Origin of the sequence: Pelistega sp. MC2 (assembly GCF_900099475.1) — a bacterium.
GTDB classification, from domain to species: domain Bacteria; phylum Pseudomonadota; class Gammaproteobacteria; order Burkholderiales; family Burkholderiaceae_B; genus Taylorella; species Taylorella indica.
On sequence record NZ_LT628275.1, the window covers coordinates 434,132 to 448,110 of the forward strand.

Genomic DNA, 13,979 nt, shown 5'->3' on the forward strand with positions numbered 1-13,979 from the left:
ATGAATATAGCTAAACGTAGGTTATTCATTAGTCTTGTCGCAAGCTTTCTTGTTGAAAGTGTGTTAGCACAAAATACCACAGTTGAGTCGGTCGGTGAAAACAATTCACCGATGCACATGACGGTCAATGAGCATGCGCATTCTTTTTCTGTGAATAAAAAAAATCAAGAAAATGATGTAGATCCGGACAAAATTCAAAGTATTTTGACGATAGAAACTGCTTTGGTAGATGGGAACTATGCTTATGCCGCTCAGGAAGCGTTGAATTTTACTAAGTCATATGAAGTAGTACCTTGGATTGCTGAAATTGCCACTAGTTATTATTATTCCGAAGGCAAATATGAACAGGCTTATGAAGCGGTTAGATATTGGTATAAAGAAGATCCTGATAATGAGGAAGTAGCTAATCTATATATGCTATTACTGGGTGAAACAGGTAAAGAAGATGAGTTAGTTCAGGTATTGCAACAGAATTTAAAAACAGCAGCTAAGGATAAAATTGAGGATAAATTAAGTGATAATGCTGCTATTTTGAGTGAGTTAAAAGATAAGAATAAAGCGTTAAAATTATTTGAAGATAGTATTAAACCATTTGCATTTTCCTCAACAAATTATCACCTTTTATATGCTGATTTTGCGATAGAAGCTGATAAGGACGATTTGGCATGGCAGGAAACATTTAAAGCCATTGATACGAATCCAACCTCTGAGGATGCAGCAATTCGAGTGTTAAGCCTTGCACAAGGTCCAAAACGAGCGCAGGGCATGGCATTTGTCAAAGAATTTCTGAAAAAAAATCCTGACAATCGTATTTTATCACTGAGTTATATTAATGAACTTAGTAAGGATAACGCTTATGATGAGGCAATTGCTGAAATAAGTAAATTGCAAAAGCGTAACCCTAAAGATAGTGAGTTATTGTATTTCCAAGCATTAATCCACTACGATGCACAAGATTGGACTCATGCACGTAAGGTATTAAGTCAATTTATTGACTTAACGGTAAAAAAACTTGCCGCCGAAAAAGTAAAAAAACAGATTAATAAGAAAGTTACCGAAAAGGTTAATGACGATACAAATATTGACACGGCTATTAGTGGCGAGGAAAGCGATAGTATAAAAGCGAACAATGGCGACTCTGCAAATGTCACTAGTCCTTCTTCATTAGAAGACTCATTGTTAGATGCTCGTAAGTTAATGGTATCTATTTTAAAAGCAGAAAAAAAATATCGTTTAGCCTTAAATCAAATCGACTTAATTAAGGCGGATAAATTAGATGCTAACATGCTGATGGAAAAAGCCCAGCTATTAGCAAATTTGAGTGATGTGCGTCAGGCTTTATCCGTATTAGAAAATGCGACGATTGCGTTTCCAGAAAGCAGAGGAAATATTCTTTGGTTTGGAGGAAATCTGTTAAATGAGTCGGGTCGTACTGATCAGGCTGTTGTATATTACAACGATGCACTCAAAGAGTTGCCTGAAAGTGCTGATATTAAATATGCCTTGGCGATGCTTTATGAAAAAAGAGGTGAGGTGTGGCCAGCAGAAAAATTGCTGAGGGAAGTGATTAAATCAGAGCCAAATATGGCTGATGGTTATAATGCGCTAGGTTATATTTATGCAGACAGAAACTATAATTTAGAAGAAGCAGAACAATTACTCACGGAAGCATTGCGTATAGATGCATCAAATCCTTATATTCTTGATAGTATGGGGTGGTTACAATATCGGTTAAAAAACTATGACTCTGCGATGCAATATTTGGAGCGAGCATACGATATTGAACAACAGCCCATTATTGCCGCTCACTTAGCGGATGTCTACAATACCTTAGGGGAACAAAAAAGAGCTAAGGATATCCTTGATTATGGCTTGTCTAATTACCCCTCAGACCCAATTTTGCTAGAAACTAGTAAACGATTGAATTTGGATAAGAAATGATGAAAAAATTAATCAGATTAATGAGTGTTCTTACAGTAGCTACATTGGCGGCTTGTTCGAGTTTAGCACCACAACAGCCTAGCCAAGGAACTGGTGTGAATGCACAAAACGCCATACAAAGAACAGGTAAATTTGCGTTATTGGTATTTGATAAAACACAAGATAAAAATACAGATTCTGTGCAAGGTAATTTCTTATGGAATGGTGTAGGTGAAAACGTTGTTCTTGACTTGAGTAGCCCACTAGGACAGACCTTAGCCAGAGTCGAGGTATTGCCAGGATATTCAAAATTAACACGATCTTCTGGCGAAGTGTTTGAAGCTCCCAATCCAGATGCGTTAGTGGCACAAGTGATAGGGCAAGAAATTCCAGTGAGTGGTTTACGTTATTGGATTAAAGGCCAAAAGATTCCTAATCAGCCGTTGATCGAAGAATCTCATGATAACGCTGGTAAATTAACTTCTTTTAAACAAGCAGGTTGGGATGTCACTATGAGTGACTACGATAGTATCGGTCCGACTAAGTTTAATCTTATCCGTAACCAAACGACAGAAAGAATTAAGATTCGTTTGATTGTTCAATAGGGTTTAACCACCTTAATAGTTTTAATGGTTAACATGATTGACTTCTTAGAAACTTTATCATGAATGATTATTCAGCCTTAGCACCTGCTAAATTAAATTTGTTCTTGCATGTTAATGGGCGTCGAGCCGATGGGTATCATCAATTGCAATCACTATTTGTGATGGTGAATTTGTGCGATAAATTGGATTTTACTGTCCGTACTGACGGGGTCATTCGGCGTGTTAACCATCTTGCAGGTATTCCAGAAGAGTCTGATCTGGTGATTAAGGCCGCAAAACTTCTCCAAACGTATAGTCAATGTAAATTGGGGGTAGATATTTATGTAGATAAAACTATTCCTAGTGGTGCAGGCTTGGGAGGGGGATCTAGTGATGCCGCAACGACCTTAATGGTATTAAATCACTTATGGCAATGTGGCTTGTCTCAGCAAACCTTAGCTAAGCTTGGGTTGGAATTGGGGGCCGATGTTCCTTTTTTTATTTTTGGACAATCAGCTATTGCAAGTGGTGTTGGTGAGCAATTAACAGCCTTTGAATTGAAGTCTCAATGCTATCTTATTTTAAGACCAGCACTTTCGATTCCCACGGCATTGATTTTTAAAGATAGTGACTTAAAAAGAGACACTACAGTTTTATCCGATCAGCAATTACAAACGTTAAAGGTAGAGATTGAACAGGGAAGATTGGTGGGGCATAATGACTTGGAGCCTATAGCCTTTAAGCTGTATCCCGATTTACAAACGATGATTTCTTTGCTTAAGCAACAAGGCTTTACGTTTCGTATGACAGGGTCTGGGTCATGTTTTTTTATGCCATGTGGTAATGAACAAGAGGGGTTAATGGCGAAAGAAAAATTATTAACCCTATTGTCGCAGTCGTCTTTGGCATTGCCAATTGAAAATATTTTCCTTGTGCGTACTTTAAGGACTCATCCAATACAAGCATGAAGAACCGTTAAGTATTCAGTGAAGATTAATTTTTAATAAATAGTTACGCAAAAAACTGAGAGAGCAACATTAAAAGGAACGATTTTTAAAAGGAACGATTTTTTTGTTATCTGAAAAATATTGTTTTGTTGTTTTTTTTTAACTTTTTCTGAAAATTTAGTGTAAAACACTATGCAACAATTAAGAAATGGTTCATAATTTAGTTCTTGTCAGGCAAGCAATCTAAGCAGTCTTGATAAAGATACAGTGTTGGGGCGTCGCCAAGCTGGTTAAGGCACCGGATTTTGATTCCGGCATGCGAAGGTTCGAATCCTTCCGCCCCAGCCAACACTTATTGGACCGTTTATGCTACATCCTTTTGGTTGTTGGGATAAGCGGTTTTTTTATTTAAAATCTCACGCCTCTATATTCTATTACTACCATGCCTACGAATAACTTCATGATTTTTACGGGGACAGCTAATCCAAAATTGGCTGTAGATGTTGCTAATCACTTAAGTATGCCTCTAGGTAAAATGACGGTTGGTCGTTTTTCTGATGGCGAGGTGATGGTAGAAATTTTAGAAAATGTGCGTGGTAGAGAAGTGTTTGTTTTACAACCGACATGTGCACCGACCAATGATAATCTGATGGAGATTATGGTAATGGTTGATGCTTTGCGTCGTGCCTCTGCTGGAACAATTACGGCAGCTATACCATATTTTGGTTATGCAAGACAAGATCGTCGCCCACGTTCTGCTCGTGTGGCAATTACCGCAAAGGTTGTGGCGAATATGTTGCAAGCGGTTGGTGTTAATCGTGTATTGACGATGGATTTACATGCAGATCAAATCCAAGGTTTCTTTGATATTCCCGTGGATAATATTTATGCAAGCCCTGTTTTATTAGAAGATATTGCTAGTCGTAAATATGAAGATTTAGTCGTTGTCTCTCCTGATATTGGTGGTGTGGTGCGAGCTCGTGCATTGGCAAAACAATTAGAAACAGACTTGGCTATTATTGATAAGCGTCGTCCTAGAGCAAACGTCTCTGAAGTGATGAATATTATTGGTGATATTCAAGGTCGTACTTGTTTAATTATGGACGATATGGTGGATACAGCAGGTACGCTAACTAAAGCGGCTGCTGCCTTAAAAGAAAGAGGTGCGAAAGCTGTTTATGCTTACTGTACGCATCCAGTATTATCTGGTGAGGCAATTCCACGTATTACGGCTTCTGAGATTGATGAGTTAGTTGTGACAGATACGATTCCTTTATCTGAAGCAGCAGCAAACTGTGGTAAAATTCGTCAATTATCAACGGCTGCTTTATTGGGTGAAACTATCTCTCGTATTTCTACAGCAGAGTCAGTGAGCTCAATGTTTGCAGAATAATTTTTATTGGGTTGTTGCTGGTCGCGGTGACAACCTTTTTCCTTGCCTTTGATTGATTCAAGGCTTTTTTATTTTTTTAATCGGAGTTATCCATGAAATTTACAGCAACTTCACGTAGCGTACAGGGATCGAGTGCGAGCCGCCGCCTGCGCCGTGCTGGTCGTTTACCAGGTATCGTTTACGGTGGTAAAGGTGAAGCATTAAGCATTGAGCTAGATCACAATGAAATCTATCATGCAGTTCGTAAAGAAGAGTTCCATGCTTCTGTATTAGATATGCATTTAGACGGTAAAGTTGAAACAGTATTATTACGTGCTGTTCAATGGCATGCTTACAAACCACAAGTTTTACACGTTGACTTCCAACGCGTTGATGCCTCTCAAAAACTTCATACAAAAGTGCCTTTACACTTTGTTAATGAAGAAAACTCTCCTGCCGTTAAATTGCACGGTAATAATATTTCTCGTATCGTAACCGAAGTAGAAATTTCTTGCTTACCAAAAGATTTACCACAATTTATCGAAGTAGATCTAAGTGAGTTAGATAATGCTGGCGTGGTACACTTGAGCAATGTTAAAGTACCAAAAGGCGTTGAATTTATCGTTCACGGTGATGACCCTGTGATTGCTTCTGCCGTTGTTCCTGCAGGTGGTTCTGAAGTAGCAGAAGAAGGTGATGCAGCTGCTGATAAAAATGAAGGCGAAGCTGCTGCTGAATAATTAGGTATTTGTTAATATAGTTTAACGAATTATCTATCTGACCCCCGTTGTTCCTAACTGCGGGGGTTTTTGTTCATAAGGAGATTTTGCATGGAACCTATTCGTTTAATTGTTGGTCTTGGAAATCCAGGAATAGAGTATGAGGCTACTCGTCATAATGTTGGGTTTTGGTTAGTAGATCAATTAGCTGAGAGTTATAAGGCTAGTTTTAATGTTGAGCCTGGTTTTTTTGGTTTGGTCGCAAAATTTAAAACACTAGAAGGTAATATATACTTATTAAAGCCATCTACCTATATGAACAGGTCTGGTCAAGCCGTAAGAGCCTTGGCTCAGTTTTATAAAATTACTACAGAACAGATTTTGGTGTTACATGATGAACTTGATCTGATGCCCGGTGAGGTAAAATTAAAAAAAGGTGGGGGGCATGCGGGTCATAATGGTTTAAGAGATATACAAGCCCAACTGGGTAGTCCGGATTTCTGGCGTATTAGAATTGGCGTTGGGCATCCACGTAAGTTGGGCTTAAGTCAACAGGTGGCTGATTATGTATTGCATCCGCCGCGAAAAGAAGATATGCCATTTTTGGAAGATAGTTTGATGCGGGCGAGGGTGTCTATTGATGCTTTGTTGCGAGGTGATAAAAATTTAGCCTCTCGAGCATTGTCTGAGCATAAGGATAAGTAATGCGTACGTTTAAACAAGACTTGCTAGAGTATTGGCAATATATGAAAAAACCTACGCTCAATGTGCGTATAGAGGGGCGTCGTGGTAGTGGTTGGTGGAGTGACCTAAAAATACATACACCGTTTACACTATTATTTAAATGGTTAATTTTTTTATGGGGAATGAATGTTTTTGTACTTGCCCCTATTGCGATGGGAGTCTCTGGTTCATTGGGGGCCAATCATAAACTTCATAGTTTATATGTTCCCATCCTATTTTTTATGGCAGCAATATGGGCGCCTTTGGTAGAAGAATTACTATTTCGTTATAGCTTGCGACGACCAAAATTAATCATTCTCTATGTCGGTGCAATGATTTATGTGTTTAGTAATGGTATCAGAGTCATGAGTTTAGCTGTGGTTATGGTATTATTAGCCCTGTTTCTACTGTTTGATTTATTTAATCTGACCACAGAAAAACAGGCGTTACCGTATAGATGGCGAAAAGTTTATATTAAGATTTTTCCATTTGTATTTCATATTTCTGTATTTATTTTTGCAAGTATGCATTTATGGAATTATGAATTAACACCGGGTAGTGCACAAAAAGAATGGTATTTATTGCCATTTTTGATTTTGCCTCAATGGTTAACCGGTAGTGTTTTGGCATGGATGAGAGTAAGAGATAGTTTTGTGACTCCAGTGGTGATGCACGCTATGTTTAATGGAGTTCCTGCTTTGCTTTTAGCGATTTTATGGTGGATAAATCCTTCCATAATGGCAAGTGTATTATAGAAATATTGAGATAAATGAACGAGAGTGTTTCTTGTTTAAATAAAATTTTTTAAGGATTGTTATGGCTTTACAGTGTGGTATTGTTGGATTACCTAATGTTGGAAAATCAACGCTTTTTAATGCATTGACCAAAGCGGGTATTGCTGCAGAAAATTATCCTTTCTGTACTATTGAACCTAATGTTGGTATTGTTGAGGTACCAGATACTCGTTTAAAACAGTTAGCAGAAATTGTAAAACCTGAACGTATTTTGCCTGCCACGGTTGAGTTTGTGGATATTGCTGGTCTAGTAGCCGGGGCTTCAAAAGGAGAGGGCTTGGGCAACCAATTCTTAGCAAATATTAGAGAAACAGATGCCGTTGTGCATGTGGTACGTTGTTTTGAAGATCCTAATGTGGTGCATGTTGCTGGCAAAGTAGATCCGATTAATGATATTGAAGTGATTAATACTGAATTGGCTTTAGCGGATTTAGCATCAGCAGAAAAAGCATTATTAAAATCTCAAAAAGTTGCTCGTGCAGGAGATAAAGAGGCGCAGAAATTAACGGCAGTATTAGAAAAAATTGTTCCTGTACTTAATGAAGCTAAAGCTATCCGTTCGTTACAATTAGATGATGAAGAACTTGCTATTATCAAACCTTATGGATTTATTACAGCAAAACCTGCTATGTATGTGGCCAATGTAAAAGAAGATGGTTTTGACAATAATCCCCATCTTGATGCAGTCAAAAAATATGCTGAATCTGAAAATTCCCCTGTTGTTGCCGTTTGCGCAGCGATTGAGGCAGAGATTGCTGATTTGGAAGATGAGGATAAAGAAATGTTTTTGGCTGATATGGGTATGCAAGAGCCAGGCTTAAATCGCGTGATTCGTGCCGGGTTCAAACTACTTGGGCTGCAAACATACTTTACTGCGGGTGTTAAAGAAGTTCGTGCTTGGACAATTAAGATCGGTGATACAGCTCCTAAAGCAGCAGGTGTGATTCATACCGACTTTGAACGCGGCTTTATTCGTGCCCAAACAATTGCCTTTGAAGATTTTATCCAATATAAGGGTGAGCAAGGTGCTAAGGAAGCCGGTAAAATGCGTGCAGAAGGTAAGGACTATATCGTGAAAGACGGTGATGTTTTAAATTTCTTATTTAATGTATAAGTGAATTTGACACCGCCGATATTGATAGGACTAGATAATGAAGAAGTGGTTTAAACGCATAGTAGTGAGCTGTGTCGTTTTATTGGTGGTAGCCTTTATTGGGGTAGCTGTTTTTATTTTAAATTTGGATCCAACCGCATATAAAAATAAATTAGCTCAATTGATAAAAGAACAATATAACCGTGAATTAGTCGTTGATGGGGATATTAATTTATCACTTTTCCCTAGAATAGGGTTGTCTCTTGAAGACGTTTCTTTATCTGAACAGGGAAGTTCTACTGTTTTTGCTGATATCAAGCATGCCAAAATGGCTGTGGCATTGTGGCCGTTAATGTCTAATCGATTCTTAGTAGATCATTTAGATATTGATGGTTTTAATATGCATATTGAGAAAGACGAAAATGGTAAGTTTAATTTTGATAATCTATTGGACTTCTCTTTAGCAAAATCGGTTCCTATTATTCCAAATATTCACTCACTTAATAAAACGGTATCAGAGCGAGTTGAACAAACAGATTTTAAAATTGATATTGCTGGTCTTACACTGAATAATGGTCAGGTTACCCTACAAGATAAGCAACGGGATTATAACGTCCAGCTTCAAAATATGGGTGTAAGAACAGGGCGTATTACGGCAGGACAGGCATTTGATTTAAATTTGAATGCCGATGTTAAAGGTGATAAACCCGATGTAGACAGTAAGTTGGTGTTAAACGGGCTTATGCTATTGAATCCTCAAGATAATAAATATGAGTTTAATCGTTTAAAAGCGGACTTAAAGGGTAGGTGGAATGATTTAGACTTAACGGAAACCACAGCTGAGGGGTCTGTTGTATTTGATTCTAATTTAAATGCCTTGGTGGGCAAAAATTTAGAATTAACTATTCAGGGTAACGGTTTAGAAAAATCAACGATTGATACGTTGAGCGCAGGATTTGAAGCACCTGTTTTGAATTATGATGTTCCTAAAATTAGTTTAGCTTTAAATAATTTTAATGTTAAAGCAAATGTTATCAGAAAAGATAAGCAAACAGTAGATATTAATTTTGGTGCGCCTGAGCTTAATATTTCACCTGAGGTTGCAGGGGGTGAACCAGTTAAAGGTAAAGTGTCAGTTAATACGTTACAGCAACAACTGAATTTAGAAATTCTTTTGGATAAAATTTCTGGAACTGCCTCGTCCTTGCGTGTAAAAAATGTACAGGTTAAGGGCTTATATAATGTCGATAAAAGCCATTCTTTAAAACTCAATTTGGAATCGCCAGGCTCTATAAGTCTATTTGAACAATCAATAGATTTACCTACTATCTTAGGAAATATTGAACTTAATGAGCAGCCAAAGGGACGTCAGGTTATTCCTCTGACAGGTAATATACAAACTTTTTTCAATAAACAACAAACCAATTTCTTATTGAATGCGTTGCTATCTCAGGGGGATATTAGTGTCACTGGATCTGTCAAAAATCTTTTTAAACCACAAGTTACTTTTGATGTTCAGGCAAAAGAATTTGATTTGGAAGCTTTTTTAAATGATCTGAGTGCTCCTCTTAAAGAATTGGTTAAGGATAAGCCGAGCACAGAAGTGGCGCCTGTTACTGCAGCCAAACAAGTAAAACCTTCGAGTGAAACGTCTCATGCTAATGTAGAACAAAAACAAGCATTAACGGTTAAACAATTGTTGTTGTCGCGATTAAGTGGTGTGGGGACCTTCAATTTTCAAAAAGTTACCTATGATAATCTTATCTTAGATGATTTAGGGGCAACATTAAATTTTGATTATAACAATGTCAATGTCAAGTCTGTGAGAGCGAATTTGTTTGGGGGTTCTGTTTATGCTAACGGGGCTTATACAGTCGATCAGCAGTACTTAGAGGGTGATATAAATTTATCAGATATTCAGTCGCAGAAAATTTTTGATTACTTTCATAGAGATTCATTTATAGAAACACCGGTGAAGGCAAAAATCCTTTTTTCTTCTCAAGGTAGTTCTGATGATGAGCTAATTAAAAATATGGTGGCTGATATTGATTTAGAGTCGGGACAAGGGACACTAAAAGGACTGAATCTTGAATCAATTCTTAAAAATCCTGAAGACTATATGAATCCGTGGAATTTAAAAGTGCCTCTGGTAAATAATCCTGATGAACAAATGGCGTTTAATAAGATTAAGTTGGTGGGTAAGATTAAAAATGAATTGCTGACTATCCAGCAGGGAATCATAAATTCCTCGGCTGTTGATTTTAAAACTAAAGAAGGAGAAGCCAATTTTCAATTGGCAAGTGACTACCTTTATGTACCAGGGGTCATTGAAACAAAAGTTCCTCTAAAGGTTAAAAAGGGATTGGTAACTGTGCAGGTTAAAAAAGCGACGTTACCTATCTTGATTGAGGGTAAGTTATCTGATTTGAAGGCACAACTTGATGTTGGTACCTTAGTGGTTCCGTCATTGAATCGGTAAAAAATATTAGAAGAAGAGAAAAGGGAGAGAGTTAAAGAATGTATACGCCCATTATGCAGTGTCCTGCTGTGCAGAATAAGGAAGTAGTTGAGGATTATCAAAATCGGTGGGTTTTGCTTGATGAGGATAATAAATTATTATCTAAAGACCATCCAAAAATAGTAGATATGACTCTTGATATCAAATTTGGTTATTTGGTTATCCGTGCCCCAGGAATGTTACGCTTAGATATTCCCATGGATGTCCTTGAGGATGATGAGAGTGCTATTGAAACGATTGCTGATGAGAGATTGGGCTCAAAACGAATGGTGAGTGAAGGTGACTTAGCTGCACAATGGTTAAGTGTGTATTTTGGCAGACCAGTGCGTCTCATGAAAATTATTGTGTAAATGTAGTACACAAAAAAGGTTTTTTGTAAAGACAAATGATTAAGTGTGCTATGTCATCAACAAATTGACTGAAATATTTAATTAATTTGAAACAAGCTCCTCATAAGCTTAGCTAAAATGCTACAATCTACAAGTTTATAAACTTTTTTATCTTTTTAAAATAGGCGGCTATTCATGAATATTGCTGAATATTTCCCTGTGTTACTGTTCATCCTTGTTGCAACGGGATTGGGTGGTTTCTTGCTCTTTGCTGGTTCTTTTTTAGGTCCCCGTAAGCCTGGTACTGAAAAAGATTCTCCTTATGAGTGTGGTTTTGAAGCATTTGAAGATGCGCGTATGCGTTTTGATGTGCGCTATTATTTAGTGGCTATTCTTTTTATTTTGTTTGATTTAGAGTTAGCTTTCTTATTCCCATGGGCAATTGCTAATGGTCATGTAGGTTTGGTCGGCTTTGGTACAGCAATGCTGTTCTTAGTGATTTTGACAGTCGGTTTTATCTACGAGTGGAAAAAAGGTGCTTTAGACTGGGATTAAACTCTTAGGAAGTCGATTATTATGGAAGAACAATTAAATAATAAAGGTTTTTTAGTTACTAGCACTGATGCAGTAATGAACTGGGTAAAAACTGGTTCTATGTGGCCGATGACTTTTGGTCTAGCCTGTTGTGCGGTGGAAATGATGCATGCAGGTGCCGCACGTTACGATTTAGACCAATTTGGTATAATTTTCCGCCCAAGTCCTCGCCAATCTGATGTCATGATTGTGGCTGGTACATTATGCAATAAAATGGCGCCTGCTCTACGTAAAGTATATGATCAGATGGCAGAGCCTCGTTGGGTAGTTTCGATGGGGTCCTGTGCTAATGGTGGTGGTTATTATCACTATTCATATTCTGTCGTGCGTGGATGCGATCGAGTTGTTCCAGTAGATATTTATGTGCCTGGTTGTCCTCCAACAGCCGAGGCACTTGTTTATGGTTTGTTGCAATTACAAAATAAAATCCGTCGTACTAATACTATTGCTCGAGAAGCATAGAATTGGCGAGCTAACTTAAAATGGTATCGAAATGACGCATTTAGAAACTTTAGAAAATAGATTACGTGAACAATTTGGTGAGTCTTTTCCGTTGACTATCAAGCATGGTGAAGTCACCTTAGAAGTTCCTGTCGCACAATGGGTGAAAACCTGTACGCAGCTTAGAGATCATCCTTCTCTTAAATTTGAAGTGGGGATTGATTTGGCAGGCGTGGATTATTTAAATTATGGTCTGCCTGGTAATGGTCCGAAGACTCCTTTTCCTGGTCGCTTTGCTGCTGTCGTACACCTGCTATCAATTACACATAACTGGCGCTTGCGTGTGCGTGTATTTGCAACGGATGATGATTTGCCAATGTTGCCTTCATTGGTAGATGTATGGCCGAGTTTAGGATGGTTTGAAAGAGAGGCGTTTGATATGTTTGGTATCCTGTTTGAGGGACATCCAGACTTACGTCGTATTTTGACAGACTATGGTTTTATCGGTCATCCATTCCGTAAAGATTTCCCATTATCTGGTTACGTAGAAATGCGTTATGACCAAGAGAGTCAACGTGTTATTTATCAACCAATCACTATTGAGCCTCGTGAGATTACACCACGTGTAATTCGTGAAGAGGGTTATGGAGCAGGACGATAAGATTATGTCAGATATTAAAAGTTATACCCTGAACTTTGGTCCTCAACACCCTGCAGCACATGGTGTGTTACGTTTAATCCTGGAATTAAATGGTGAGGTTATTCAACGGGCGGATCCACATATTGGTTTATTGCATCGTGGTACTGAAAAATTAGCTGAATCTAAAACGTTCTTGCAGGCCTTGCCTTATATGGATCGTTTGGACTACGTATCTATGCTGAGTAATGAGCACGCTTATGTGATGGCAATTGAGCGTTTAATGGGTATTGAGGTGCCTATTCGTGCTCAATATATCCGAGTTATGTTTGATGAAATTACTCGTATCCTTAATCACCTAATGAGTGTGGGTACGCATGCACTTGACGTCGGGGCGATGGCAGTAATGCTTTATGCATTCCGTGAACGTGAGGATTTAATGGACTGTTACGAAGCGGTATCAGGTGCTCGTATGCATGCAGCTTACTATCGTCCTGGTGGTGTATATCGTGATTTGCCAGATACAATGCCAAAACACGAGATTGACTCAAAATATCGTAGTGTTCGAGAATTAAAACGCTTAAATGCAAATCGTGAAGGTTCTTTATTGGACTTTATTGAAGACTTCACATTGCGTTTCCCTAAATGTGTGGATGAGTATGAAACGCTTTTAACAGATAATCGTATTTGGAAGCAACGTTTAGTGGGTATTGGTGTTGTTGAACCTGAACGTGCTAAACAATTAGGTTTTTCTGGTGTTATGTTACGAGGTTCGGGTGTTGAATGGGATTTACGTCGCAAACAACCTTATGAAGTTTATGATCGACTAGAGTTTAATGTTCCTGTTGGTGTAAATGGTGACTGCTATGATCGTTACTTAGTGCGTGTTGCCGAAATGCGTGAGAGTAATCGAATTATTGCCCAATGTGTTAAATGGTTGAAAAATAATCCAGGCCCTGTAATTACAGATGATCATAAGATTGCTCCACCAAAAAGAGCAGATATGAAAACAGGGATGGAAGATTTGATTCACCATTTCAAACTTTTCACTGAAGGCTATTCAGTTCCTGCAGGTGAAGTATATTCTGCAGTTGAGCATCCGAAAGGTGAGTTTGGTATTTATATGGTATCTGACGGTGCGAATAAGCCTTATCGCTTGAAAATTCGTGCGCCAGGGTTTGTGCACTTGCAATCATTAGATGAAATGTCACGTGGACATATGTTGGCAGATGCAGTCACGATTATCGGTACTCAAGATATTGTGTTTGGTGAAATTGACCGCTAGCGTTGTACTAGCAAATTATTTGG

Annotated in this window: 14 protein-coding genes and 1 tRNA gene; all 15 read left to right on the forward strand. The window is 38.2% G+C overall.

Going from position 1 to position 13,979, the window contains the following annotated elements; all coding sequences use genetic code 11:
- The 15 genes from BQ4443_RS07560 (at window position 1) to BQ4443_RS07630 (ending at window position 13,956) form a co-directional block, all read left to right on the forward strand.
- Window positions 1–1,941: a tetratricopeptide repeat protein gene (locus tag BQ4443_RS07560; RefSeq protein WP_071058509.1), complete on the forward strand. Its 1,941-nt coding sequence runs from the start codon at window positions 1–3 to the stop codon at window positions 1,939–1,941.
- Window positions 1,938–2,525: a lipoprotein insertase outer membrane protein LolB gene (gene lolB, locus BQ4443_RS07565; protein ID WP_023950445.1), complete on the forward strand. Its 588-nt coding sequence runs from the start codon at window positions 1,938–1,940 to the stop codon at window positions 2,523–2,525. The genes BQ4443_RS07560 and lolB overlap by 4 nt, the downstream gene beginning before the upstream one ends.
- A gap of 59 nt (window positions 2,526–2,584) precedes the next feature.
- Complete coding sequence (gene ispE, locus BQ4443_RS07570; protein ID WP_071058510.1) at window positions 2,585–3,472, forward strand: 4-(cytidine 5'-diphospho)-2-C-methyl-D-erythritol kinase; 888 nt, start codon at window positions 2,585–2,587, stop codon at window positions 3,470–3,472.
- A 250-nt stretch (window positions 3,473–3,722) separates the two neighbouring features.
- Window positions 3,723–3,799: transfer RNA gene (locus BQ4443_RS07575), tRNA-Gln, on the forward strand.
- A gap of 94 nt (window positions 3,800–3,893) precedes the next feature.
- The gene (locus tag BQ4443_RS07580) at window positions 3,894–4,844 is read left to right on the forward strand and encodes a ribose-phosphate pyrophosphokinase (protein WP_071058511.1); all 951 of its coding nucleotides are present in this window, start codon (window positions 3,894–3,896) and stop codon (window positions 4,842–4,844) included.
- Window positions 4,845–4,936: 92 nt separating this feature from the next.
- Window positions 4,937–5,563 (forward strand): 50S ribosomal protein L25/general stress protein Ctc, encoded by a 627-nt coding sequence (locus tag BQ4443_RS07585; RefSeq protein WP_023950449.1) that lies wholly within the window; start codon window positions 4,937–4,939, stop codon window positions 5,561–5,563.
- Window positions 5,564–5,653: 90 nt separating this feature from the next.
- Window positions 5,654–6,247 carry an aminoacyl-tRNA hydrolase gene (pth, locus tag BQ4443_RS07590; protein ID WP_023950451.1) on the forward strand — a complete coding sequence of 198 codons (594 nt, stop codon included), beginning with the start codon at window positions 5,654–5,656 and terminating at the stop codon, window positions 6,245–6,247.
- Complete coding sequence (locus BQ4443_RS07595) at window positions 6,247–7,020, forward strand: CPBP family glutamic-type intramembrane protease (protein ID WP_023950453.1); 774 nt, start codon at window positions 6,247–6,249, stop codon at window positions 7,018–7,020. Before pth ends, BQ4443_RS07595 begins: the two co-directional genes overlap by 1 nt.
- Window positions 7,021–7,081: 61 nt before the next feature.
- Entirely contained in the window at window positions 7,082–8,173 is a 1,092-nt protein-coding gene (gene ychF / locus BQ4443_RS07600; protein WP_023950455.1) for a redox-regulated ATPase YchF, read from the forward strand.
- Window positions 8,174–8,210: 37 nt separating this feature from the next.
- On the forward strand, window positions 8,211–10,631 hold the full coding sequence (locus tag BQ4443_RS07605; RefSeq protein ID WP_071058512.1) for an AsmA family protein: 2,421 nt from the start codon (window positions 8,211–8,213) through the stop codon (window positions 10,629–10,631).
- A gap of 38 nt (window positions 10,632–10,669) precedes the next feature.
- Window positions 10,670–11,020, forward strand: coding sequence for an MOSC N-terminal beta barrel domain-containing protein (locus tag BQ4443_RS07610; RefSeq protein WP_071058513.1), 351 nt, complete (start codon window positions 10,670–10,672; stop codon window positions 11,018–11,020).
- A 174-nt stretch (window positions 11,021–11,194) separates the two neighbouring features.
- Window positions 11,195–11,554 (forward strand): NADH-quinone oxidoreductase subunit A, encoded by a 360-nt coding sequence (locus BQ4443_RS07615; protein ID WP_023950461.1) that lies wholly within the window; start codon window positions 11,195–11,197, stop codon window positions 11,552–11,554.
- 21 nt (window positions 11,555–11,575) lie between these two features.
- Window positions 11,576–12,055, forward strand: a complete 480-nt coding sequence (locus tag BQ4443_RS07620) for a NuoB/complex I 20 kDa subunit family protein (RefSeq protein WP_023950463.1) — start codon at window positions 11,576–11,578, stop codon at window positions 12,053–12,055.
- 31 nt (window positions 12,056–12,086) lie between these two features.
- Entirely contained in the window at window positions 12,087–12,695 is a 609-nt protein-coding gene (locus BQ4443_RS07625; protein ID WP_071058514.1) for an NADH-quinone oxidoreductase subunit C, read from the forward strand.
- A 4-nt stretch (window positions 12,696–12,699) separates the two neighbouring features.
- Window positions 12,700–13,956 carry an NADH-quinone oxidoreductase subunit D gene (locus BQ4443_RS07630; protein ID WP_031274419.1) on the forward strand — a complete coding sequence of 419 codons (1,257 nt, stop codon included), beginning with the start codon at window positions 12,700–12,702 and terminating at the stop codon, window positions 13,954–13,956.
- Window positions 13,957–13,979 lie beyond the last annotated feature (23 nt).

Bases quoted from the DNA above. Each gene is read 5' to 3' on its own strand.
- pth (WP_023950451.1), top strand. From the start codon at position 5,654: ATGGAACCTATTCGTTTAATTGTTGGTCTTGGAAATCCAGGAATAGAG.
- ychF (WP_023950455.1), top strand. From the start codon at position 7,082: ATGGCTTTACAGTGTGGTATTGTTGGATTACCTAATGTTGGAAAATCA.
- BQ4443_RS07605 (WP_071058512.1), top strand. From the start codon at position 8,211: ATGAAGAAGTGGTTTAAACGCATAGTAGTGAGCTGTGTCGTTTTATTG.
- BQ4443_RS07585 (WP_023950449.1), top strand. From the start codon at position 4,937: ATGAAATTTACAGCAACTTCACGTAGCGTACAGGGATCGAGTGCGAGC.
- ispE (WP_071058510.1), top strand. From the start codon at position 2,585: ATGAATGATTATTCAGCCTTAGCACCTGCTAAATTAAATTTGTTCTTG.
- BQ4443_RS07620 (WP_023950463.1), top strand. From the start codon at position 11,576: ATGGAAGAACAATTAAATAATAAAGGTTTTTTAGTTACTAGCACTGAT.
- BQ4443_RS07610 (WP_071058513.1), top strand. From the start codon at position 10,670: ATGTATACGCCCATTATGCAGTGTCCTGCTGTGCAGAATAAGGAAGTA.
- BQ4443_RS07580 (WP_071058511.1), top strand. From the start codon at position 3,894: ATGCCTACGAATAACTTCATGATTTTTACGGGGACAGCTAATCCAAAA.
- BQ4443_RS07625 (WP_071058514.1), top strand. From the start codon at position 12,087: ATGACGCATTTAGAAACTTTAGAAAATAGATTACGTGAACAATTTGGT.
- lolB (WP_023950445.1), top strand. From the start codon at position 1,938: ATGATGAAAAAATTAATCAGATTAATGAGTGTTCTTACAGTAGCTACA.
- BQ4443_RS07630 (WP_031274419.1), top strand. From the start codon at position 12,700: ATGTCAGATATTAAAAGTTATACCCTGAACTTTGGTCCTCAACACCCT.
- BQ4443_RS07560 (WP_071058509.1), top strand. From the start codon at position 1: ATGAATATAGCTAAACGTAGGTTATTCATTAGTCTTGTCGCAAGCTTT.
- BQ4443_RS07595 (WP_023950453.1), top strand. From the start codon at position 6,247: ATGCGTACGTTTAAACAAGACTTGCTAGAGTATTGGCAATATATGAAA.
- BQ4443_RS07615 (WP_023950461.1), top strand. From the start codon at position 11,195: ATGAATATTGCTGAATATTTCCCTGTGTTACTGTTCATCCTTGTTGCA.